The 21,534-nt window shown below is 46.5% G+C and carries 23 protein-coding genes and 1 riboswitch; of the genes, 3 read left to right on the top strand and 20 right to left on the bottom strand.

The genetic code is table 11. The features are described from left to right. Window positions 1-7: 7 nt before the first annotated feature. From cobI to ACWI_RS01055, 8 genes are all read right to left on the bottom strand, one after another. On the bottom strand, window positions 8-739 hold the full coding sequence (gene cobI, locus ACWI_RS01020) for a precorrin-2 C(20)-methyltransferase (RefSeq protein WP_242871553.1): 732 nt from the start codon (window positions 737-739) through the stop codon (window positions 8-10). A gap of 2 nt (window positions 740-741) precedes the next feature. Next, window positions 742-1,371, bottom strand: coding sequence for a precorrin-8X methylmutase (locus ACWI_RS01025; protein WP_070369570.1), 630 nt, complete (start codon window positions 1,369-1,371; stop codon window positions 742-744). 56 nt (window positions 1,372-1,427) lie between these two features. Further along, window positions 1,428-2,312 (bottom strand): GHMP family kinase ATP-binding protein, encoded by an 885-nt coding sequence (locus ACWI_RS01030; RefSeq protein WP_070369571.1) that lies wholly within the window; start codon window positions 2,310-2,312, stop codon window positions 1,428-1,430. Next, window positions 2,309-3,673, bottom strand: coding sequence for a cobyrinic acid a,c-diamide synthase CobB (locus ACWI_RS01035; protein ID WP_070369572.1), 1,365 nt, complete (start codon window positions 3,671-3,673; stop codon window positions 2,309-2,311). Before ACWI_RS01035 ends, ACWI_RS01030 begins: the two co-directional genes overlap by 4 nt. Window positions 3,674-3,752: 79 nt before the next feature. Continuing rightward, on the bottom strand, window positions 3,753-5,030 hold the full coding sequence (locus ACWI_RS01040; protein WP_070369573.1) for a heme ABC transporter ATP-binding protein: 1,278 nt from the start codon (window positions 5,028-5,030) through the stop codon (window positions 3,753-3,755). Between the two features lies 1 nt (window position 5,031). Next, on the bottom strand, window positions 5,032-6,063 hold the full coding sequence (locus tag ACWI_RS01045; protein ID WP_070369574.1) for a FecCD family ABC transporter permease: 1,032 nt from the start codon (window positions 6,061-6,063) through the stop codon (window positions 5,032-5,034). 94 nt (window positions 6,064-6,157) lie between these two features. After that, entirely contained in the window at window positions 6,158-7,114 is a 957-nt protein-coding gene (locus ACWI_RS01050; protein ID WP_242871554.1) for an ABC transporter substrate-binding protein, read from the bottom strand. 106 nt (window positions 7,115-7,220) lie between these two features. Next, window positions 7,221-7,412: riboswitch (cobalamin riboswitch) on the bottom strand. A gap of 5 nt (window positions 7,413-7,417) precedes the next feature. After that, window positions 7,418-8,212 carry a sugar phosphate isomerase/epimerase family protein gene (locus tag ACWI_RS01055; protein ID WP_242871555.1) on the bottom strand — a complete coding sequence of 265 codons (795 nt, stop codon included), beginning with the start codon at window positions 8,210-8,212 and terminating at the stop codon, window positions 7,418-7,420. A gap of 129 nt (window positions 8,213-8,341) precedes the next feature. Between ACWI_RS01055 and ACWI_RS01060 the strand changes: the two genes are divergently transcribed. Continuing rightward, window positions 8,342-9,082 (top strand): hypothetical protein, encoded by a 741-nt coding sequence (locus tag ACWI_RS01060; RefSeq protein ID WP_070369576.1) that lies wholly within the window; start codon window positions 8,342-8,344, stop codon window positions 9,080-9,082. A gap of 264 nt (window positions 9,083-9,346) precedes the next feature. On the opposite strand, the gene ACWI_RS01065 is transcribed toward ACWI_RS01060, so the two are convergent. From ACWI_RS01065 to ACWI_RS01095, 7 genes are all read right to left on the bottom strand, one after another. Further along, on the bottom strand, window positions 9,347-10,315 hold the full coding sequence (locus ACWI_RS01065) for a glycosyltransferase (RefSeq protein ID WP_070369577.1): 969 nt from the start codon (window positions 10,313-10,315) through the stop codon (window positions 9,347-9,349). Next, the gene (locus tag ACWI_RS01070) at window positions 10,308-11,447 is read right to left on the bottom strand and encodes an FAD-dependent oxidoreductase (RefSeq protein ID WP_070369578.1); all 1,140 of its coding nucleotides are present in this window, start codon (window positions 11,445-11,447) and stop codon (window positions 10,308-10,310) included. Before ACWI_RS01070 ends, ACWI_RS01065 begins: the two co-directional genes overlap by 8 nt. Window position 11,448: 1 nt before the next feature. After that, the gene (locus ACWI_RS01075) at window positions 11,449-12,561 is read right to left on the bottom strand and encodes a DegT/DnrJ/EryC1/StrS family aminotransferase (protein WP_070369579.1); all 1,113 of its coding nucleotides are present in this window, start codon (window positions 12,559-12,561) and stop codon (window positions 11,449-11,451) included. 15 nt (window positions 12,562-12,576) lie between these two features. Beyond that, window positions 12,577-13,308, bottom strand: coding sequence for a glycosyltransferase (locus tag ACWI_RS01080; RefSeq protein ID WP_070369580.1), 732 nt, complete (start codon window positions 13,306-13,308; stop codon window positions 12,577-12,579). Between the two features lie 18 nt (window positions 13,309-13,326). Beyond that, the gene (gene mtnA, locus ACWI_RS01085) at window positions 13,327-14,358 is read right to left on the bottom strand and encodes an S-methyl-5-thioribose-1-phosphate isomerase (RefSeq protein ID WP_070369581.1); all 1,032 of its coding nucleotides are present in this window, start codon (window positions 14,356-14,358) and stop codon (window positions 13,327-13,329) included. Between the two features lie 2 nt (window positions 14,359-14,360). Next, window positions 14,361-15,119 carry an MTAP family purine nucleoside phosphorylase gene (locus tag ACWI_RS01090; protein ID WP_458795888.1) on the bottom strand — a complete coding sequence of 253 codons (759 nt, stop codon included), beginning with the start codon at window positions 15,117-15,119 and terminating at the stop codon, window positions 14,361-14,363. Window positions 15,120-15,232: 113 nt separating this feature from the next. Continuing rightward, a complete protein-coding gene (locus tag ACWI_RS01095) occupies window positions 15,233-16,630 on the bottom strand; it encodes a DUF2284 domain-containing protein (RefSeq protein ID WP_070369583.1) in 1,398 nt (465 codons plus the stop codon). A gap of 278 nt (window positions 16,631-16,908) precedes the next feature. Between ACWI_RS01095 and ACWI_RS01100 the strand changes: the two genes are divergently transcribed. Both ACWI_RS01100 and ACWI_RS01105 read left to right on the top strand, forming a co-directional pair. Next, window positions 16,909-17,601 (top strand): iron-sulfur cluster assembly scaffold protein, encoded by a 693-nt coding sequence (locus ACWI_RS01100; protein WP_070369584.1) that lies wholly within the window; start codon window positions 16,909-16,911, stop codon window positions 17,599-17,601. An 11-nt stretch (window positions 17,602-17,612) separates the two neighbouring features. Then, on the top strand, window positions 17,613-18,611 hold the full coding sequence (locus tag ACWI_RS01105; RefSeq protein ID WP_070369585.1) for a GGGtGRT protein: 999 nt from the start codon (window positions 17,613-17,615) through the stop codon (window positions 18,609-18,611). A gap of 332 nt (window positions 18,612-18,943) precedes the next feature. Here ACWI_RS01105 and ACWI_RS01110 read toward each other — a convergent pair whose 3' ends face one another. From ACWI_RS01110 to ACWI_RS18725, 5 genes are all read right to left on the bottom strand, one after another. Beyond that, window positions 18,944-19,798 carry a GIY-YIG nuclease family protein gene (locus ACWI_RS01110; protein ID WP_070369586.1) on the bottom strand — a complete coding sequence of 285 codons (855 nt, stop codon included), beginning with the start codon at window positions 19,796-19,798 and terminating at the stop codon, window positions 18,944-18,946. Beyond that, window positions 19,791-20,105, bottom strand: coding sequence for a hypothetical protein (locus tag ACWI_RS01115; RefSeq protein ID WP_070369587.1), 315 nt, complete (start codon window positions 20,103-20,105; stop codon window positions 19,791-19,793). Before ACWI_RS01115 ends, ACWI_RS01110 begins: the two co-directional genes overlap by 8 nt. 352 nt (window positions 20,106-20,457) lie before the next feature. After that, complete coding sequence (locus ACWI_RS01120) at window positions 20,458-20,715, bottom strand: Txe/YoeB family addiction module toxin (protein WP_070369588.1); 258 nt, start codon at window positions 20,713-20,715, stop codon at window positions 20,458-20,460. Next, window positions 20,708-20,977 (bottom strand): type II toxin-antitoxin system RelB/DinJ family antitoxin, encoded by a 270-nt coding sequence (locus ACWI_RS01125; RefSeq protein ID WP_070369589.1) that lies wholly within the window; start codon window positions 20,975-20,977, stop codon window positions 20,708-20,710. Before ACWI_RS01125 ends, ACWI_RS01120 begins: the two co-directional genes overlap by 8 nt. A gap of 326 nt (window positions 20,978-21,303) precedes the next feature. Next, window positions 21,304-21,501: a hypothetical protein gene (locus tag ACWI_RS18725; protein WP_139142301.1), complete on the bottom strand. Its 198-nt coding sequence runs from the start codon at window positions 21,499-21,501 to the stop codon at window positions 21,304-21,306. Between the last annotated feature and the right edge of the window lie 33 nt (window positions 21,502-21,534).

Genomic DNA, 21,534 nt, shown 5'->3' on the forward strand with positions numbered 1-21,534 from the left:
CCCTCCCTTACTGAAGGGGATAATTCTTTTTGATTAATAAGGTTGATAAGTAAGGGATCTTACCTTTTAATACCTCAATATCCCGAACCACCTGCTGGGTTTCCATGCCGATGTTGGACACCAGCACAAAACTTTTCTCCAGCCCCCGGGCTTCCAGCTCCGCTGCCATCCAGGCATTGTTGGCAGAAATTTTCATCACCACAATGTTCTGGTGGGCATCCAGGATCGCCCGGATTTCTTCCACCGGCTGGGTCATGGCCACAATCCCCAGTGATTCTTCGCCCTGGGTCAGGGGAATGTTCAGTTGGGCCCCCAGATTACAAAATGATGGCACCCCGGACAGGGTGATCACGTCAATATCCCGTTCTAACAAGTATTCCATCACATAAGAATAGGTGCTGAAAACCATCGGGTCACCCAGGGTAATAAAAGCGACATCTTTGCCCTGATTTAAGAGCACTTCAATTTCGTCGGCGTTTTGCTGCCATTGTTTTTCCAATGCTTCCCGTTCCTGAGACAGGGAAATCATCGGGAAGTTCATCTCAATCACCTTGGAAAGATCGGAAATGTGACTTTTAACAATTTCAAAGGCCACACTGGTGCTGCCCATTTTTTTTACCGGCGTAATCACTGCATCACAGGCATCCAGAACTTTAGCCGCCTTAACAGTAAGCAGATCCGGATCTCCGGGACCAACCCCGATACCATAAAAAATTCCTTTTTTTGATTCTGTCATCATCCTTACCATTCCCTTCCCAGTTGATAGAGCATGGCGTTAAGAATGGCCGCCACCACCGGGCTGCCGCCTTTGCGGCCGTTGATGCGGATGATCGGGCTGTCGATTTGATCCAGGGCTTCCTTGGATTCGGCCGCCCCGACAAAACCGATAGGAGCACCAATAATCAAGGCTGGTTTGGCAGTACCCCGTTTCACCTGTTCAATTAAAGTATAGAGCGCAGTCGGTGCATTGCCGATGGCAAAAATGCCAACGCTGTCATCTTTTAAGGCTTTTTCCATACTGACGGTTGAGCGGGTAACGCCCCGTTCTTTGGCTTCGGCAGCGACATCGGCGTCGTGGACAAAATTGACAATTTCAATGCCGTGATCGGCCAGGGCTTTTTTATTGACGGCGACCTGAATCATCCGGGTATCAGCGTAGATTTTCTTACCCTGTTTCAGGGCTTCCATCCCACTTTCATAGCCACCATTTAAAATTTCCAATAAATCGGCATACTCAAAATCGGCGGTGGTGTGAATAATCCGTTTGACCATTGGCGCAATCGCTTCCGGAAAAACCTTGTCTCCCAACTCTTCAGTAATAATCTCAAAACTACGCTCTTCTATTTCTCTCGGGTTGTTAATGTATTCCATCTTGTCTCACTTTCGTAAATGAATTTTTATTTATCGCATCAATCGATGCTCTATTTTTACACCGTTTCGGCGATAATTTTTATGCCGCCGGGAATCAGGCGATTGTGGTAGATTTCGGCGTAAACCGAATCAGGAACATAGTGTTTCATTGCTTTGATAAAGCCTTCTTTTTGAAAATCGACCCGATCATGCATAATCCCGATCACAGTGCCGCTGTGGCCGATGACGGTACCCAGTCCGCCAAAATCCCGGGACAGACCAATCAGGCAATCCAGATAATTCTTTTTTAAGCGTTTCTGGTTTAGCAGAGCACTCCTGGTACAGGCGGCGCCAATGTCCTTAAGGCTATTGGTGCGCACTCCTTTTTCAAATTGGGCGACAATTTCGGCAAAGGCGGTTAAATCTTGTGGCGAATAGTCGTCCTGGGTTTCATTAAAGGTCATCGTATCAATGCCGCCGTGAAAATCAACAATCAGGATGTCCGCAGCCACGGTACCCTCAAACTCTTTTAACACCGAACCGCTGATATGATTAAACAAATTCAGTTCTTCAAACATCAGATTATCGGAGGGCTCAATGGTCGTGCACAGGGCACCGATCTCTTTGGGGGTCAGACCCAGATTAAAATATGCCGAAAGTCCGGCGGCCATGCCAGCAATATCGGCGGTACTGCTGGCCATCCCCTTTTCCAGCGGAATATCACTGGTCATCGTAAACTGTAAATGTTCTTTTTCCCGCTGGGGAATCGCAAAGCGGCTAAAAACCGCTTCGACCAGTTTTCGGCTTTTGGGTTTTAACGTTTCCAGATTTCCTGAACCTTCTTCAATGACAATCCGGGAATAACGGTCAATCGGGCTGGATACCAGACAGGGGCTGCCATCATACCAGCCCTGGATGTATTCGCCGCAGGTGCCCGGGGTTTTAACTGTAACCCGCCTCATGCCTGCCCCGCTTGGTACTCAAGAACCACATTTAAGAGACTGGTTAAAAACAGCGGATTGCTGTAAAAATGGATATGAGGATAACCGGCCAGAACGTTTTTCTGGCGGTAGCCGCAGGTCCAGGTTTTGCCCTTTTTACTGATTACATAGGCGGTCGGCAAGGCTTCGGTGGTGGTCACCAGACTGTGATGAAATTCGTGTCCCCGGATCTCGATGGTTTTGCCGCACAGATAGGCGGCGATATTGACATAGCCAAACCGCTGCAGCCGTTTGGTCATCTGGGCATCGGCATCGAAAAAGCCCACCGCCGGATTGGTTTCGCCACTGTTTAGGCTCATTGAGTTGGTTAAATACATCAGCCCACCACACTCGGCATAGCAGGGCAGTCCGGCTTCCAGTTTGTTTTTGATATCGGCGATCATTGCGGTGTTGGCTGCCAGCTCGGCGCCGAAGATTTCCGGAAAGCCCCCGCCGATATATAGGCCGTCGAGTGATTCAGGTAGACTTGCATCATTTAATGGACTGAATTCGACCACTTCCACCCCGGCATGCTTAAGCGCCATAAAATTGTCATCATAGTAAAAATTAAAGGCCCGGTCTTTGGGCACACCAATGCGCAACCCCTGATATTTAACGGCGTAGTCTGCAAAAGGATCGGCATAAGCCCTGACCTCCTGATCGTGCTGGCTGATTTTCCATAAGGTATCGAGATCAATATGGGCTTCGGCCAATGCTCCGGCCATATCCACCTTGTCCCGGAAATCAGCAATCTCTTCCACTGGCACCAGCCCCAGATGACGGCTGTCCATAACAATATCGGGATTGTTGGGGAAATACCCCAGACAGGTCACATCGTTATAGGCTTCTATCATTTCTTTTAATAAGAGATAATGGGATTCGGTTGAGATCCGGTTGATGATGACCCCGGCAATTTTGGTATCGGGATCAAAATCGACATAGCCTTTAACCATTGCCGCCGCACTTTTGGCCATGCCCCGACCATCGATGATCAGAATCACCGGCGCATCAATGGTTTTAGCCAGATAGGCGCTGCTGCCGACATCCGATTCCAGACTATGGCCGTCATAAAGACCCATCACCCCTTCAACGATACCCAGATCGTTTTCTGCCAGACGACGGGAGAATAACCCCCGGATCGTTTCTTCGTCTAACATCCAGGTATCCAGATTAATGGACGGCTCGCCGGTTACAAAGCGGTGAAACATCGGATCAATGTAATCCGGCCCGGTTTTGAAGGGCTTTACCCTCAGTCCCCGTTTCTTGAAGGCCGCCATGATGCCCATGGTGACGGTTGTTTTGCCGACGTTACTGCTGGCTCCGGCCAGCATAAAATAATTCATAATTGTGTCTCCTTTTTCCAATGACATATCTCGTTATTCGCATTCACTGATCGACCGCTAAAAACCGTTTAATACGAAATTATTTATCTTCAATTAGCGTCAAGGCTTTAACTATTTCAATAAATTCCTGATGATCATCAATTTCATTAACCGTCTTGTGCTTTTTGATCGCTTCCAGCCGCTTTTGCAGCTGACCTTCGGTAAAATCATTATTCAGACAATTGCGGTGGAAATATATCTCCCCCGGTAGCTTTTCCAGACCGTTTAGATTTGTAATGTTGCCGTGGCCAAAGGGCAGATCAGAAATCAGAATCAGGTCGCTCTTAGCCATAACGGCCAGGTTTTTAACCTGTTTTTCACTGCTGATGGCCGTAAAGGGGCTTTCTTCAATCATCGGAATCCCCAGTACATCACAGATAGTCCAGTCATCGCTGCCCTGGTTGACCACCCCGGCGGTGAGCTGATGACCCATGGCTTCGAGTTCTTCAAGCACCTGGGACGCCCTGTTGCCGCCGCAGATCACATGAATCCGCAAGCTGCGGTAGTCCTCCGATTCTTTAATCACCCGCAGGGGAATAATTTCCGGTTTTCCAAACAGCTTGTTCTCCTTGATAAACATTTTCATCTCATAGACTTTTTTAAGGTTAGGCTCGGTGATCACATCTTTGGGGATGCCATCGACAATCGCCTTGCCGTCTTTCATTAAAATCAGGCGGTTACAGTAACGGGCCGCCAGATTAATATCATGCAGCACGGCCACCACCGTCATCGATTTTTTCTGATTGAGATCGCGAATCAGCTCCATCACTTCAATCTGGTGGTGGATATCGAGGGCCGAGGTCGGTTCATCCAACAGAATGATGTCCGGTTCCTGGGCAATCGCCCGGGCAATAATCACCCGCTGCTTTTCCCCGCCGCTGAGATTATTGTAAAGCCGTTTTCTAAACGGGAGGGTCTTGGTAGCCCACATCGCCTCCGTCACAATGTGGTAGTCATTCTGACTTTCCCTGGTCCGATAACTTAAGTAGGGGTTTCGTCCCATCAGAACAATATCCTCAACGGTAAAATCATAGTCGATATCAAAGGACTGGGGCACGACTGCAATCATCTGGGCCCGTTCCCGTTGGCTATAGCGGGTATTGTCCTTTTCTTCCAGGGTGATGACCCCGGATTTCACCGGCAACAAACCGGATAAACATTTTAACAGGGTTGACTTCCCGGTGCCGTTAGGACCAATCAGGCCGACAAACTCACCCTGGCAGATGGTGGCGTTAAAGCCCTTAAGAATATCTTTTTCACCATAGCCGGAGACCACATCCTTAAAATCCAGCATGACTTTTGGCATTAATCGTTCCATCTCAGGCACCTCCTTGCTTGCGTTTTCTAAGCAGATAGACAAAGAAAGGCCCGCCAAAGGCGGCGGTGATAATCCCAACGGGAATTTCCTGCCCGGCCACCGTTCGGGCCAGGGTATCGCAAAGAATCAGAAAGGCCCCGCCAAAGAGCAATGAGAATGGAATGAGTACCCGGTGTTTGGGCCCGGTTACCAACCGCACAATATGTGGCACCACCAGTCCCACAAAGCCGATGATCCCAGTTACCGAAACCACCGCCGCCGTCAGCAGGGACGAGGTAATCAGAATTTTCTTTTTTAACCGTTCGGTATCGACGCCCAGCTGGGTGGCGGTTTCCTCGCCCAGGAGCATGATATCGAGCTCCCGCACTGAAGTCAGCATGATCACCCCGCCAATCAGCACATAGGGCAGGACTGTTAAAACCTGATCCCAGCCCTTGCCGTTTAAACTGCCCATGATCCAGAACATAATCTGGGTCATCTCTTCCTGATTAAAAATCATCAGTAGATACATAATCGCACTGATGGTTTGACCAATGGCAATCCCGCTGAGCAGCAATGTCGCCACCGGTACCTTGCGCCCAACCCGGGAAATATTATAAACCACCAGAATCGTGGTAAAGGAACCAACAAAGGCTAAAATCGCCGTACCATTCATTCCGAACAAACTGCTGGAAAAATTCATGACAATACCAATCGTCGCCCCCAGCGCCGCCCCGGAGGACACTCCTAAAATATAGGGGTCGGCCATCGGGTTTTTAAAAATGCCCTGGTAGGCGGCGCCACAGATAGCCAGCACGCCACCGGTAATAAAGGCCAAAATAATCCGGGGCAGACGGACATTCCAGATAATCGCAATGGCCCCGTCACTGATATTTTCCATCCCCAGATCGATATGAAAAATCTGATCCAATAGAATTTTATTGGCATCCCAAAAAGAAATCGATGCCACCCCCAATAAGGTACAGATGTAAATGATGATGATGCACATGGCAATGGACAGGATGATGCCATATTTCTTGACGGTATTCTTCATGTATTCTCCCACTAATCTTTTTGTCTGTTCACCCCCTGAGTCTCTCTCCTTAAGAAAACCAGGGGGCGAACAGCCTTCGCCCCATCAGACAAACTTATTTGGTAAATATTTCCGGATAAATGCTTTCGGCTATTAAGGCCATCCCCTCAATAATCCGGGGACCGGGCCGCTGAATCATATCACTTTCCGGGGTCAGATATTCAAAGTAGATCAGTTGATCATTGATGATCGCATTGATCTTGTCAAAACCAGCGGTGGCTTTAACATCCTCCGGTTTGCTATAAAGCGAAATATAAACATCCGGATTATCAGCAATGATTTCTTCGGTGCTGAGCTGCGGCCATTGTTCTGCTCCATCAGCGGCAATATTGACGGCGTTCAAATCGGTCAGCATCGAATCCAAAGTGGACCCGGGACCAGCGGTATAGAATTTTCCGATATCAAAGAAAACTGACTTTTGAGTTTTGGCAGTCTTTGCCTTTTCGATTAACGCTTCTCGGTCAACTTGCATTTTTTTAACTATTTCAGTCGCTTTGTCGTTGGCATTGGTGACCTCGCCAGCCTGAACAATATTGGCCAGGACGCCGTCAATATTGGCAGCATTAAAGGTAATTACCTTGGCGCCAGTGGCTTCCAACTGTTGTTTGATATCATCGGAGACAAAATCCGAGGCCACCACAATATCCGGTGCCAACTCAATAATTTTTTCCAGGGTTGGTGCGTTAAAACTACCAATATCGGTCACGGCTAAAGCGGCTTCGGGGTAATCACAGTATTTGGTCCGTCCGACGACCTTGTCCCCCTGATCCAGGGCAAACAGGATTTCGGTTGTTGCCGGAGACAATGAGACGATCTTCTGGGGTTCTTTTTCGATGGTCACTGAATTACCGGCATTATCGGTTACCGTGACCGGGTAAGTGGTCGAGCCGCTTTTTGTTTCGACGCCTGATTCATCCGCTGTCGTTTTGCCTGGCTGACAGCCGGTAAAGGATACCATTAAAGCAATCACAGCAAGAATCACCAACCAATTTCGCATGCTTTTCTTTTTCATTTTCGTCCTTCTTTTTCTTTATTTTTTTGCATTTTTTTGCAAAAATAAATCCAGCTTCCTGTGGAGGCTGGATACTAAACAAACGGTTTAATCCTGTTCTTCCCACCGAAGAATATCAATGATTATGAGTGTCCTGACTTATGCGTGTCCTTGGTTCTCCCACTCCATCCATAAGACAGTGGTACAAAAACCGCGTTGGCAATTACAGTAGCGGGGGCTGTAGAGGTCTTCCACCTCTTTCCTCATCACTTCTTTATTTATATTAGTGGCAGTGTATCATAGAATCGGCAACTTTTCAATTGATTATTTTTGCGGTGGTTTTTCATCATTTATGGCCAGACTCTCAAGCACCGCCCGGGCAAAATCAAGCGGTTCCTTTTCCCGCCAGTCTTCATTGGCCAGCACCTCATAGGAAATGGTCGTAATCGTTGGCACGGTCAGAATTTCGGCCATTACCTGATCTAAGGGAATGCTGCCTTCGCCGGGAATCCAGTGGCGGTCAGCCTTAAAATCATTGTCGGACAGGTGCAGGGCCTTAAGCCGGTCTCTATACTTTTTTAGAATCCGGCCACAGTTCTGTTCTTCCAGAAAATCGTGGGAGCTGTCATAGCACATCCCAAAGCGGGGGGCATTAATCTGATCGAGCAGATAACAAAGCAGATGCTGGCGGGAAACATTTTCCACCGCCAGATCGACATCGTATTTTTCGGCGGCATCAGCCAGCTCGGAGAAGAAGGCCAGGCCTTTATCGAGATCCGGCTCAAATTCATCGAGATCATTGGTGTGCATCACCATCGCCGGGATTTCAAAAGCCTGGCAATCTTTGAGATAATCTTTGAACATCTGCAGCTTGGGTTTTATCTCCATCCGGGAGGCGGTCCAGATGTCGCTGTAGCCGATAAAGGGGGCATGGATATTGGTGATCCCCAAACCGTTTTTTCGAACCAACTCCGGGAATTCTTCTTTTTTCAAGGCCCAGGGCTCAAACTCATCCTCCCAGGAAATCATCGCTTCTTCAAAACCGGCATCGGCAATGATTTTGATGCGGTCTTCAAATTTCATAAAATAGCCAAACCAGGAAAACATACTATACTTCATAATGGCCTCTCATTCTCAAATAAATTTAGGTTTTTTGCTGATATTTACCCATGCCCTTCAAATTGCCACTCTGGTCATCTTTTAAAAACTGCGCTATAATATCTCTAATACTAAAATTGGAGCGTATTCATGAAAAAATATTACAAAGGCATTCTGATCGGCATTGGCTTTATCGCCTTATCCGCCATTCTTTACTATTCGCATTTTTTGATTTTCAAGGATTCCCATCATATCTTTTTGTATCTACTGGGCGACATTGCCTTTTTACCGATTGAAGTCTTGCTGGTTTCGGTAATTTTTCATAAGGTCATTGAAGATAAGGACAAAAAAGAACGACTCAAAAAAGTCAACATGGTGCTCAGTGTTTTCTTCTCTGAGGCTGGTGTCGAACTGATGCAGTTCTTTTCCCGGGAAGATCAACACCTCCCAGATTTTCGCGAATTTCTGCTGATCAAACCGCAGTGGGATAACCGGGATTATAAAAACGCCCTGAAGAATCTGAAGGGGGTTCGCCATCATCTGAGTTTTTCCGGGCCCTGCCTTACGAATCTCAGCGAATTTTTAACGTCGCACCGGGAGCTTTTTTTAAAACTGCTGGAAAACCCGTTTCTGGTTGAGCATGAAACCTTTACCGACCTGGTTATGTCGCTTTCCCATGCTGAGCAGGAACTGTCCAGCCGCAAAAACCTGCTAACGCTCAATGACAATGATTACCGCCACCTGATGACCGATATTGAACGGGCCTACCAACTGCTGCTGGTGGAATGGCTGCTGTATATGAACCACCAGCGCAAGTCCTATCCGTTTTTGTACTCTTTTTCGATCCGAACCAATCCTTTTGATCCCCAGGCCGAAGTCGAAATTCAATAACCAACGTTCTTCTCAACCTTTAGGGTTATCGCTCAACTACCGTACCGACCAATTGTTAATCTGTTGTTCGCCGCGCCATGCGAAATCCGCTTTGCTCCTTTCGCATTGGTCGCGGGCAGTCGCCAACTACAAGCAAGCTTGTGATTGGCTCGTTGCCTGCGCGCAGAATCGGACAGGCGATGCCATGTCCGCTCCGATGCGTACAACATGATGTAACAATTGTCGGTACTGGGTTATCTTGAGACAACAAATAGCTTTTTGATCTTACTCGCTGATCGTCTCCACCGACTCGATGGTGTATTTCTGTTTGCTGAAAACCAGCTCCATCAGCATCGACAAGTATTTGATGATCACCGCCAGAATCACAAAGACGCCGAAAAAGCCAAAGACAATCACCAGCATCATCGAGGTATAGCCGGACACCACGTCTTCGGTAACATAGCTGACCAGGGTATAGATGCCAATGCCAAAGGTGGCTACCATCATAAAGACCGCTGCCAGCAGGGTCATCTTATAGGCCACATTGGTAAACAGAATCAGCGAATCGGCGGCCATTTCTTTGCGTTGATAGCGGGTTTCCTTATCGTAGCCCTTGGTGCAGGAGCGGTCATTGTCGTACTCGATGGTGTCGATCTTCAGGCCGCAGTTGGCGTAAACCGCCTTACGGTAGGGAATCGTCTTGCTCATCGAATGGACCCGGTTAATCGCCCGGCGCGACAACACCCGAAAGTTTTCGGTTCGCAGGGGATGGGGGCTGCGGGAATACCGGTTAAAGACCGCATAAAAAAGTCGCGAGGTCTTGCGGCCGCATTTTTTCGGGGCGGCATTGACGATATCAAAACCGGTCAGGCTGTGGTAATAGACATCCATCATCAGCTCGGCATCATAATCCATCACCATGTTATCAAATTCAAAGACGAAATCACCGATGGACAGATCAATCCCGGCATTCATGGCCAGCTCAACCCCCTGATAAAAGCTCATATTGACGACGTTGATGACGGTACCTTTGATGCTTTTGCCAATCTCCCGGATCACTGCCAGGCTGTTGTCATCCGAAGCGTCATTGACGCAGATGATCTGGTAGTTTTCAAAATTGGCACTTAAAACCGCATTGATTTTTTCCAGAAAATCCCGGATTCGCTCTTCATCATTATAAATATAGATCACCGCCGAAACAAAGTTCTTTTCTTTGTCCCGAACGGTCACCTTCTGTTCTTGCTGTCTAGTCATTTTTTAGTACCTCATCCAAATCGTAAACCGTGTTTATTTTTCCCGATAATACCGAGACAAAGGTTGGCTTTTCGCTGACCTTGCGGATCACCGTCGGCCGGGAGTCGTCCACCTCGGAAGCCTTTAAGATCGGCTTCATTGAATAGAGTGAGCCCTCGTAGCTAAAACCGTACTCGGCCTTTAGATATTTCTCAGCCATATTGGACATGTAGGGCCAGGCGGATTGGGGCTTTGCGATACAATCGTTGCAATTGCCCAGCTGTTCGGGACTGCAATATCCCCAGCTCTTTGTTTGACAGTTAAACTGCGGCAGGCTGTCAAAGGACGAAACATGGGGGGTAAAGGTGACTGAAGTCAGGGAATGATAGCCGCTTTTGCCAAAGGGCATTACCGAAAAAAAAGGCCCGTCCATCACCGTAATGCCGACCTCCCGGAGTTTGTCCTGGGGTTTACAGAGAATAATTTCACAGAGCTCGTACTTTATTTTAAAGGGCTCATAACCGGCCAGACTAAGAATCTGATTGGTGGAACCATAGGTGGCGTTAAGCAGGAAGCCCGTTTCGAAAGCGGTACCGCTTTCCAGCGTCAGGACGTAGCTGTCTGGCCCCTTATCAATCTGCTGCAGTCGGACGCCATAGTTGATTTCAACATTTTTCATTCCGACCAGCGCATCGACAAAATACTGCCCCAGAATCCCGGCGTCATAGGTATATTCCTTGGTCAGGTAGGCCCCGTCACAAAGGCCCTTTTTAAAATACTTGTCGGGCATTAATTCTTCACAGGGAATCTCGGCGGCCTGACAGAATTGGACAAACTGTTCCCGGTTGGTCCAGCTGAAGCTGTCGCTGGTGGCGTAAACCTGATCAAAGGCATTGTGAATGCAGAAATCATAATCCTTGATAAAACGGTTGAAATAATGGGCTGATTTGATCGCCGTGGCATAAGACCGGGGGTAATGATAGCCCATATGGACCCGGGCCTGGTTGATGTAGGTGGCCCGCTGAAAGGGGGCTTTTTCCCATTCCAGCACCAGCACCCGCTCGCCCCGCTCGCCACAAGTCTTAGCGGCATAAAGGCCGTAAAGCCCGGCTCCGATAATGATCTTGTCCCATTTGCTTTTGTTTGCGGTCATCTTATTGCTCCAATGCCTTGGGCACAAAAGCATTGATGGCAGCCACTACCGTATCAATCTCAGCGTCGGTCATCCCATAAAAAAGCGGCAGCGATAAAACCTCGTCGGCCAGTTTTTCGGTAATCGGCAGACTGCCCGGGCCGATCTTTAAATACGCATAGGCTTCCGACAGATGGGGTGGGATCGGGTAGTGAATAATACTGCCAATGCCCTGTGTTTCCAGATAATCTTTCAGCTCATCCCGATAGGGCGTGGTCACGACAAACTGATGCCAGACTGTGGTAGCCTGGACCCGCAGCTTTGGCAGCGCAATTACAGGGTTGTTCATTTTGTTAAGATAGGTCATGCAAACCCGGTTGCGGTCGGCATTAAGCGCGTCCAGATAACGAAGCTTAACGTTTAGCAGCCCGGCCTGAAGTTCATCGAGCCGGGAATTGGTGCCGACCACCTTATTATAATAGCGCTTCTCACTGCCGTAAAACCGATACATCCGAAAGGCCTGATCCAGTTCCGGGCTGTTGGTGGTAATCGCCCCACCATCACCAAATGCGCCAAGATTTTTGGATGGATAAAAACTGAAACAGCCGATATCCCCAAAAGAACCGGTCATCTGACCCTGATAGGTGGCGCCATGGCTCTGGGCGCAATCTTCTACCAGATAAAGGTTATGCTTTTTGGCAATCGCCACGATCTTATCCATTTCGCAGCAGGTGCCGTAAAGGTGCACCACCAGAATGGCTTTGGTCTTGTCGGTAATTCTTTCTTCGATTTTGTCCGCATCGATGCTATGAAAGGCGTCCGGCTCGACAAAAACCGGGGTGGCATCGTTAATGGTAATGCCCATGACGCTGGCAATATAGGTATTGGCCTGAACAATGACCTCATCACCGGCGCCAATGCCCAAGACCCGAAACGACAGCCACAGGGCATCTAAACAGTTGCCCAGGCCAACGCAGTAACTGGTGCCGATATAGCTGGCAAAATCTTTTTCAAAGCGGTCCACCTCATCCCCGAGAATGTAGCTGCCGCTTCTTAAGATTTCCAGGGCTTTGTTTTCATATTCTTGCTGATGTTCTTCAAAATGACGTAGTAAATTGTTTGCTGGTACCTTCATCTTAACTCCTTGCTGTCAGCCTTTTGTTCGATCTTCTTTGATAAACTCTGACTTTAAAAATTTGATCTGCTTAAGATAGGATACCACAGTTTTAACAACCTTTACCTTAGTATCGTAATCATCTTTCCAGATTACCGGAATATCATAAACGGCGATGCCCTGGCGCTCAGCCCGCAACAGCAGCTCCACGCAATAAAACCAGCCATTGTCCTGGCTGGAAGCGGCAATTAACTGATCAAAGGTGTCTTTGCGGTAAAAATCAAAACCACAGAGGGCATCGGTAAACTTATTTTTAAACACCACATGCAAGAGGCTATTAAGCCCCCGGGAGGTCAATTCTCTTGATAGCTTGCGGCCCGTCACGGCCGAATTTTTCATCAGCCGCGACCCCTTAATAATTTTTACATCGGGCTGGTTTTCAAAAATATCCTTTACCTGTCTGAGATGTTCGATATCGGTGGACAGGTCAATGTCCATATAGCCGATCACTTCGCAGCTGTTATCTGCCGCACCGGTTCGCAGGGCTACACCGACCCCTTTTTCTGGGGTTTTTAGATATTCGACTTCTTTATACTTTTCACACAAGCGGCGGCTGATGGCTTCGGTGGCATCGGTGGAGCCATTATCGATGATGGTCAGCTGATAATCAAACAGTTTGTTTTTTTTGAGGAATATCAGGGTTTTTAAGATCCCCTTTTCGAGGCGCCGTTCTTCATCGAGAACGGGAAATAATATATTTACTTTCATGCGTCATCCTTTTGCTTTTTATTCTTTCAGCTTGGGAATATTAAGGTCATAAGGCGGATAGACCACCCCTTTTTCGGTGATGATGGCAGTGACGTTCTGGTGGGGGGTGACATCAAAGGCCGGGTTTTCCATATTGACCCCGTCGGGTGCCACCTGAACCCCGCCAATATGGCTGATTTCCCGGCAATCCCGTTGTTCGATGACAATTTCATCGCCGGACTGCATCTCAAAATCAATGGTCGAGGTCGGTGCGGCCACATACATTGGGATGCCATGGGCCTTGGCCAGTACCGACACCGAATAGGTACCGATTTTATTGGCGACATCGCCATTGGCTGCAATCCGATCGGCGCCGACAATGACGCCGTCAATTTTGCCCAGCTTCATCATCCAGCCAGCCATGTTGTCGGTAATCAGGGTCACCGGGATGCCATCAGCCTGCAGCTCATAGACCGTCAGCCGGGCACCCTGTAAAAAGGGCCGGGTCTCATCGGCATAGACAGAAATATTCTTGCCCGCTTCATGGGCGGCCCGGATCACGCCCAGGGCGGTGCCGTAATCGGCGGTGGCCAGAGCGCCGGCGTTGCAATGGGTCAAGAGGGTATCACCTTCGTGGATCAGTTCGGCACCATGCTTGCCCATGTCCCGGCACATCTGAATGTCCTCGGCACAGATCGCATCGGCTTCCTGTTTTAAGATCGCCACCAGCTCGGCCGGTTCTTTATCGGCATTGGCCGCCATCACATCTTCCATCCGCTTAATCGCCCAGAATAAATTCACGGCGGTGGGACGGGTAGACGCCAGTAATTCGCAAACTTCTTTCATTTTAACATAAAAAACATCTTTTGGCTCGTTTTGATATTCCAACGCACCAAAATAAACACCGTAGCCAGCGGTTACCCCGATGGCCGGTGCGCCCCGGACAATCATATCGACAATCGCTTTGGCAATTTCCCGATAATCGGTATAGGAATAAACAATGAACTCCGTGGGAAGCTTGGTCTGATCAATCAGCCTTAGCTTCCCCTCTTCAAAATAAACAGGTTTCAAGCCTACACCTCTAATTTATCGATGAGCTTAAAGATCAGCGCTTTTACTTTTTCGGCATTTTCGTTTAAAACCCGGATCACATCCTCGTTGGTGACTGGCTTAATGTCCGGATGGCCTTCGAGCCCGGCATCGTAATCGGTGGTCAGGGCAATGTTCACCACCGGGATTTCCTGTTCCAGACAGAGATAGCCTTCAGGATACTGGGTCATATTAACCACATCGGCACCCAGCATCGCAAACATCCGGCTTTCAGCCACGGTTGAGAAACGAGGCCCGTTAATAACGATCACTGTCCCGCCAAAATGCGCCGTAATTCCGCATTCTTTAGCCGCTTCCATCGCCAGCACCCGCAGGTTTTTATCGTAGGGATGGGCCGAACTGAGATGATTGACCTTCGGTTTTTCAAAAAAGGTATCTTTTCGGCCAGAGGTCATATTGATAAACTGATCGGTGATCACAAAATCGCCGGGTTTGATATCAAACTTAAGACTGCCCACACAGCAGGGCGAGATAATCGCTTTAACCCCCAGGGTTTTTAAGGCGTAGATATTGGCCCGGTAATTAATCTCTGACGGGTTAAGGGTATGTTCTTTGCCGTGCCGGGGCAAAAAGGCCACGGTTTTTTCGCCTACTTTGACCAGGCTGATATCGTCCGATGGCTTGCCATAAGGGGTGTCCACTTCAATTTTTTTCACATCACTACTGAGCTCATAAAGACCGGAACCGCCAATAACACCAATGTCTGCTGAATAATACATCATTTCTCTCCTTCAAATTGTTTTTTTATCGTTGCAAAAGCGCCGTGATATAAATTAGATTGTGCCCAGGACGGCCAAAGCCCATCCCAAACACAATCTCGATCATTACTACTATTCTATTCGGGAATCACCAGGCTTGCCAGGGTTGACTTGGTGACAATGGTTTCTTCCTCGTCATCAAGGCTGGCTTTAAAACCCAACCACTGATATTTGCTGTCGTCCTCTTCTTCTGCGACTGTCTCTTCACTCACTTCCGAAACCGCTTCTTCAACTGCATCACAGCTGACTGCTGATTCGGTCACTGCTTCTTCAGCTGCCGCTTCTTCGGCCTGGGGTGCAGCCAGATCCGGACACACTTCCCCGGCTGGCTCAGTCGCTTCATTTTCCGCCGGTATTTCTTCGCCGTCGAGAATCAGTTCAGTCATTTTTGGAATCGGCCGTTTAACAATTTCGTCGTCATCAAGGTTGGCCTTAAAGCCCAGCCACTGATATTTGCTGTCGTCTTCTTCCTCAATCACCACTTCGGTAGCTTCCGGTTCCGGTTCGGCCGTTAGGGTAACCACTTCTACCAGCACCTCTTCTGCCTTAACTTCCGGGGCCGTGTCTTCTTCGTAGATTTTTTGTGCTTCCACTTCTTGTGCTGTCATTTCCGGAATCACATCTTCTTCGCCCTGAATGGTGACGGTATAACCCTTTTTCATGACTTCATCTTCAGGGTTCTTATCGGCTTTATAGCCGACCCAGCTTTTCTGGGGCCGATACGCTGGAATTTCATCGTCAATGATTTTGGCTCTGGCGGCAACCGCCGCTCTGCCACCATGGATGGTCTCCTCCGGTTTGATGACTTCCGAAACCTGGAACTCATCCACCGGCGCCCGGTGTTTGTCCCGTTCCCAGCTCTTCTTTTTATCGGGAAAGTATTTTTTGAGGATTTCTTTGGGAATTTCTTCATTGCAGAGGATTGCCGACACCGAGGTCAGCACCTCCGGCAAGCGGTAGGTATCGCCCCACTTGATTGTCATGCCGACCTCATATTTAAGCAGATCGGCCACATTAAAGCCAAGCGACTCCAATGAAAAGCGCATCATGCCGGGATGACGGCATGGTTCATTGGTTTTTCTGGCACAGGCCAGCCCCTGGGTTTCACAGATCGGGCAATTGCCGGGAATCAGACCGATCACCCCATCGACTTCGTTTTCAATTTCCAGTAGGGTTTTCCAAGTCATCACCTTGATCGCCTGGAGTTTGTCGGTACAGTAGTCTTTAACCGCCTGAGGATCACGGATATTTCTTAAATCTTCCCGGGAGACCTCAAACTGTCTGCCGATGATGTGCATGTATTTAAACTGTTTTAGAAAGATTGCTTCATCAAATGCGTAAGTTGGGCAGGACCAGTATTTGGAAAAATTTGGACATGCCTTGCAAAAGCCCAGCGTCTTGTCCCGGTCGAAATACTCATCCATTAAGTACTCCACTCTTTTTGCTCCCAGGCTAAGTTTATTTTTTAATTCCATTCGTTTACATCCCTTCTCAATCAATCCGCAGATCAATCGACCAATTATCTATCGTTTCATTTAATAAATTTTTAAGATAAGTTCCCGAACCAAAGATAAAATTCACCTATTTTAGGTTCTTGCCCTATTCTACATCGATTTCGCCATTTCATCAATTAAACTTTTTGTCCTATTCGGGTATTTTTCCCCGATTCGTAAAAATGACAAAATATTACCTGTTTATTTTGAATTTTTAAGTTTATAATTAAAGGAGTAATTTTTTGAAGGGAGATTAATGAATGGAATATTCTCACGAAATTAAAAGAATGTGTACCGTTGGTAATAACGCCAACCACGGTTGTGCCCCAATCCCAGAGGAGGGAAAATGGGTTCAGGCAAAGGATGTTACCGACATCTCTGGTTTAACTCATGGTATTGGCTGGTGTGCCCCACAACAGGGCGCCTGTAAATTAACCCTTAATGTAAAGGATGGCATCATCGAGGAATGTCTGATTGAAACCATCGGTTGTTCGGGAATGACTCATTCAGCTTCGATGGCCTCTGAAATTATGCCAGGTAAAACAATCTTAGAAGCTCTTAATACAGATTTAGTTTGTGACGCAATTAACACCGCCATGCGGGAATTGTTTTTGCAAATCGTATATGGCCGTACCCAAACGGCTTTCTCTGAGGGCGGCCTGCCGGTTGGCGCCGGACTTGAAGATTTGGGCAAAGGTTTACGAAGCCAGGTCGGGACCACCTATGGTACCCTTGCCAAAGGCCCCCGTTACCTTGAAATTGCCGAAGGTTATATCCAGAAATTGGCCTTAAACAAAAACGATGAAATCGTTGGTTACTCCTTCGTTCATCTTGGAAAAATGATGGAAAGTATCAATAACGGCGTTGAGCCAGCCGTCGCTTTGGAAAAAGCCTCTGGCAAGTACGGACAATTCGACGATGCAGTCAAATACATCGATCCAAGAAAAGAATAGGAGGAAATCACATGGCATTATTTGAAAGTTATGAAAGAAGAATCGCTAAAATTGAAGAAGTTTTAGCTGCCAATGGCATTGCCTCTTTAGAAGAAGCAAAAGCAATTTGTGATGAAAAAGGCATTGATGTGGCTGGCATTGTTAAAGGCATTCAGCCCATCTGTTTTGAAAACGCCTGCTGGGCTTACACCCTGGGTGCGGCTCTGGCCATTAAACGGGGCATTACCAATGCGGCAGACGCCTCTGAAGTCATCGGCGAAGGCTTACAGGCTTTCTGTATTCCCGGTTCGGTGGCTGAACAACGGAAGGTTGGTTTAGGTCATGGGAACCTGGGCGCGATGCTCTTAAGAGAAGAAACCGAATGTTTTGCCTTTTTAGCTGGCCATGAATCCTTTGCGGCGGCTGAAGGTGCCATCGGGATCGCCCGCTCGGCCAACAAGGTTCGTCAAAAACCGCTGCGGGTTATCTTAAACGGACTGGGCAAAGACGCTGCTCTAATTATTTCCCGGGTCAACGGCTTTACCTATGTCAAAACCGACTATGACTACGCCACCGGTGAACTAAACATTGTTTCCCGAACCCCATACTCCGACGGCGAACGGGCTGCCGTTAACTGCTATGGCTGTAATGATGTCCAGGAAGGCGTGGCCATCATGCATTATGAAGGGGTTCACGTTTCCATCACCGGTAACTCCACCAACCCGACCCGTTTCCAACACCCGGTTGCCGGCACCTATAAAAAAGAAGCCCTGGAACAAGGCAAAAAATATTTCTCCGTGGCCTCTGGCGGCGGTACCGGCCGAACCCTGCACCCAGACAATATGGCCGCTGGTCCAGCTTCCTACGGGATGACCGACACCATGGGCCGGATGCATTCAGACGCTCAGTTTGCCGGTTCTTCATCGGTTCCTGCCCATGTTGAAATGATGGGTCTGATCGGAATGGGGAATAACCCAATGGTTGGCGCGACGGTTTCGGTTGCGGTGGCGATTGAGGAAGCGAGCAAGTAGGCTAAGCAGCCATCTTTCCCATTAAAACCCCATTTCAGTTAAGATAGATTTACACCGTTTTTGCTTACAATACTCAAACAATACTCGTGTAATACTCACTAACAATACTCTTTTTTTATAAAACGAACCCAAGCTTAAAACTTGGGTTCGTTTTTCATTTTTTATCGTGAGTGGTCACCCCGATTAAGAGTCGGGTTAAAATAGAGGTATAACTGTACCTTAAATTTATATCGCCATTTCGTCGCCATTTTTATATTTTTAAATATAGTGATCCCGATCGAAATATCTAACCAAATTTCCTTTTTTCTTACTATTTCTAGTTTATAACAATTTTAATTATGGTTCATACCATATTTTTTCGACTCAAACACACCTTTCCAATAATTTTCACGATCAATGATAGTTTCAACTTTTGTCTTTGTGTCGAATATTTCAAGGATACTATATTTGAAATTATCAGCAATATAATTATCACCTTTATCTTTTAATATATTTATGAACTCTTTGTTTCCACCTGTAAGATTTTTAGGATCAGCATAACCTGACCATCGTTGCCAAATTCCATCAGAATTTCCTGATGCTGATCCTATATATAGTTTTCCATTGCTTGTGTCAGTAACTACATAAATTCCCTTAACGTTCGAAAGTGCTTGTTGCCAGCTAGGTTCTTCACTTTTTACAATCAATTGCATGTCTTTATGGTTCAAACTAACATTTTGATATCCAGGGAAATGACCTAATTTGGAGCCTGGAGCTAATTCATAAATCTCTGGATTCAACTGTTCTTGAAGTGATTCATATTTCCTGTTATATAAGTTTCGGCCAATAGGCTTATCAATTTTAATAATTAATCGTTTAATATATTCCTGAAAGTCATCCAATAAGAATAATTTATAACCTATGCCGTCTAAAATTTCTGGCACAATTCTTTCAACTTTATATATTCCACCAAAAACAAAATATTCAGGTCCATATGGATAATACTGTGCAAGAGCAATTAAATAATCTGCATGATTTAGGTTGTGGTTTGGATGAGTTGATCTCCATCCATTTAAAGTAGACCAAAGAGGGTCATCTTCAAGCAATAAGTCCCAGGCCGTTATACTTGAATCACCGGTTTTCATATTGAATTTAACTTTGGTTCTTTCTGGATATGGAACCTTTATAAAATCTTCAAACTTAATCATCTTCGTACCCCTTTTTGTTTTTACAATTCGATTTATTATAATCCAAAAAATAAAAAAACACTACCCCGAAGGGCAATGTCATTAGGTTAACGGCATTAGATGCGTCACAGTTTATTATGAGACATGGGGAGTCATCGGGGTCGTTTTGGATTACTTGTTCTTTTTTCAAATGATAAACCTGCCACCTAAAAGTCGTTTCTTTTAAATCCGGCTCTTCTTCTGAATAGAATTGGTAAAGTTGATTACTTGCAAACGGTTTATCCCCGAATTCTTTAATCAATTTCGCAGTTCTTAATTTATCACTCACTTTATCTCATCTCCGATTTTTCTTTTCCAACAAACGGAGCCTTTTTTGTTTAGGCCCCGTTTGTTGGGTTTGCTTTATTACTGATTTTGCAAGAAAATTATAATGACGATACCTCTGGAGCTATTGCATTTGCAGAAGACATGAGGACGCTTCGTCATATCCACGATGCATGAATGAGCCATTTTTTCATTCTGTCAAATTTATGATAAACCGACGCTTATTCCATCAAAGTAAGCTGGTCCTCTATCAAACCTTTTGAAATACCCATTGCATTTAAAAATTTTCAAAACAGCCGTGTCGAATGGTTCTTTCCGCAAATTTCCCCTACCAGCAAGGCTTCTGCTATATCCGTTTATTTATAGTGAAAACGACATTGCACAACTTCAATTTGACCGCCTTTTATCCGGTATACAATTCGATTGGTGTCATCAATTCGGCGACTCCAAAAACCTTGGAATTCATACCTTAATGGTTCTGGTTTCCCAATTCCTTCATAACCATTCCGGTCAATATCCTGCAACAGTACATTGATTCGCTTTAATGTCTTTTTATCCTGGCTTTGCCAATATAGGTAATCTTCCCAGGCCTCATCCGTCCAGACCTTATTCATCGTCAGCCTCAATTAGCTCATGAATGGTTCCCTTGCCAGCCTCAAGACTTTTGATGGATTTTCTTAATCTTTCCACGTTTGCTTCACTATAGAAAAAATCATCATTGATCGTCAAATCAAAGGGAATTCCATGCTTACGAACCACCGCTCTTGCAAAAACATTGATCGCTGCTGTCATATTTAAGCCCAGTTCTGTACAAATCATATCAAAGTTTTTTTTCAATTCTTCATCCATTCGAATGTTGAGATTTGTTTGTGCCATAATTTGTCACCCCTTATCGAATATTTAAAGATATTATACCCCATTTTATTGACTTTGTCCTTAAATATAATTACAACATACATCTTATTCACCCATTATTCTAATCAAAGGCACCACTTTTATCCATTTGCATGTCTAGGAACGTTACGGGTCCTGTTAAAAAGGCTTTTTTACTGAACTCAAAAAATTAGCAGAATTCGGAGACATTTCGTTCGTCATATCCGTTCCACACTAAGGGGCTGTAAAAATAATCATCTGCTTTAAAAAAAATCGTAGTCATTGAACATACTCTAGGCAAGCAATCGAAACCTGCCAGTTTAATTATTTTAATCCAGTTCTTCAATAAAAGCCGATCGTTCCGCATGAACCCCAAAAAGACTACGGCCATTCAGACGCTTTAGCATTAAATAGTAAATTCGAGTAGTACCGTTTTTCCGCGCTTGCTTTGCCCTTTCCTGGTTCATCTGCTGTTGTTCTAACTTGCCTGACATCGACTGACTGGCATGACAAACAAAACGTCTCACCGTCATATAAACCTATATGACAAGACGAAATCC

It is taken from the genome of Acetobacterium wieringae (assembly GCF_001766835.1).
Lineage (GTDB): Bacteria > Bacillota > Clostridia > Eubacteriales > Eubacteriaceae > Acetobacterium > Acetobacterium wieringae.

Excerpts from the sequence above, each read along its gene's own strand:
- cobI (WP_242871553.1), bottom strand. The coding sequence starts at position 739 with ATGATGACAGAATCAAAAAAAGGAATTTTTTATGGTATCGGGGTTGGT.
- ACWI_RS01025 (WP_070369570.1), bottom strand. The coding sequence starts at position 1,371 with ATGGAATACATTAACAACCCGAGAGAAATAGAAGAGCGTAGTTTTGAG.
- ACWI_RS01030 (WP_070369571.1), bottom strand. The coding sequence starts at position 2,312 with ATGAGGCGGGTTACAGTTAAAACCCCGGGCACCTGCGGCGAATACATC.
- ACWI_RS01035 (WP_070369572.1), bottom strand. The coding sequence starts at position 3,673 with ATGAATTATTTTATGCTGGCCGGAGCCAGCAGTAACGTCGGCAAAACA.
- ACWI_RS01040 (WP_070369573.1), bottom strand. The coding sequence starts at position 5,030 with ATGGAACGATTAATGCCAAAAGTCATGCTGGATTTTAAGGATGTGGTC.
- ACWI_RS01045 (WP_070369574.1), bottom strand. The coding sequence starts at position 6,063 with ATGAAGAATACCGTCAAGAAATATGGCATCATCCTGTCCATTGCCATG.
- ACWI_RS01050 (WP_242871554.1), bottom strand. The coding sequence starts at position 7,114 with ATGAAAAAGAAAAGCATGCGAAATTGGTTGGTGATTCTTGCTGTGATT.
- ACWI_RS01055 (WP_242871555.1), bottom strand. The coding sequence starts at position 8,212 with ATGAAGTATAGTATGTTTTCCTGGTTTGGCTATTTTATGAAATTTGAA.
- ACWI_RS01060 (WP_070369576.1), top strand. The coding sequence starts at position 8,342 with ATGAAAAAATATTACAAAGGCATTCTGATCGGCATTGGCTTTATCGCC.
- ACWI_RS01065 (WP_070369577.1), bottom strand. The coding sequence starts at position 10,315 with ATGACTAGACAGCAAGAACAGAAGGTGACCGTTCGGGACAAAGAAAAG.
- ACWI_RS01070 (WP_070369578.1), bottom strand. The coding sequence starts at position 11,447 with ATGACCGCAAACAAAAGCAAATGGGACAAGATCATTATCGGAGCCGGG.
- ACWI_RS01075 (WP_070369579.1), bottom strand. The coding sequence starts at position 12,561 with ATGAAGGTACCAGCAAACAATTTACTACGTCATTTTGAAGAACATCAG.
- ACWI_RS01080 (WP_070369580.1), bottom strand. The coding sequence starts at position 13,308 with ATGAAAGTAAATATATTATTTCCCGTTCTCGATGAAGAACGGCGCCTC.
- ACWI_RS01090 (WP_458795888.1), bottom strand. The coding sequence starts at position 15,119 with ATGATGTATTATTCAGCAGACATTGGTGTTATTGGCGGTTCCGGTCTT.
- ACWI_RS01095 (WP_070369583.1), bottom strand. The coding sequence starts at position 16,630 with ATGGAATTAAAAAATAAACTTAGCCTGGGAGCAAAAAGAGTGGAGTAC.
- ACWI_RS01100 (WP_070369584.1), top strand. The coding sequence starts at position 16,909 with ATGGAATATTCTCACGAAATTAAAAGAATGTGTACCGTTGGTAATAAC.
- ACWI_RS01105 (WP_070369585.1), top strand. The coding sequence starts at position 17,613 with ATGGCATTATTTGAAAGTTATGAAAGAAGAATCGCTAAAATTGAAGAA.
- ACWI_RS01110 (WP_070369586.1), bottom strand. The coding sequence starts at position 19,798 with ATGATTAAGTTTGAAGATTTTATAAAGGTTCCATATCCAGAAAGAACC.
- ACWI_RS01120 (WP_070369588.1), bottom strand. The coding sequence starts at position 20,715 with ATGAATAAGGTCTGGACGGATGAGGCCTGGGAAGATTACCTATATTGG.
- ACWI_RS01125 (WP_070369589.1), bottom strand. The coding sequence starts at position 20,977 with ATGGCACAAACAAATCTCAACATTCGAATGGATGAAGAATTGAAAAAA.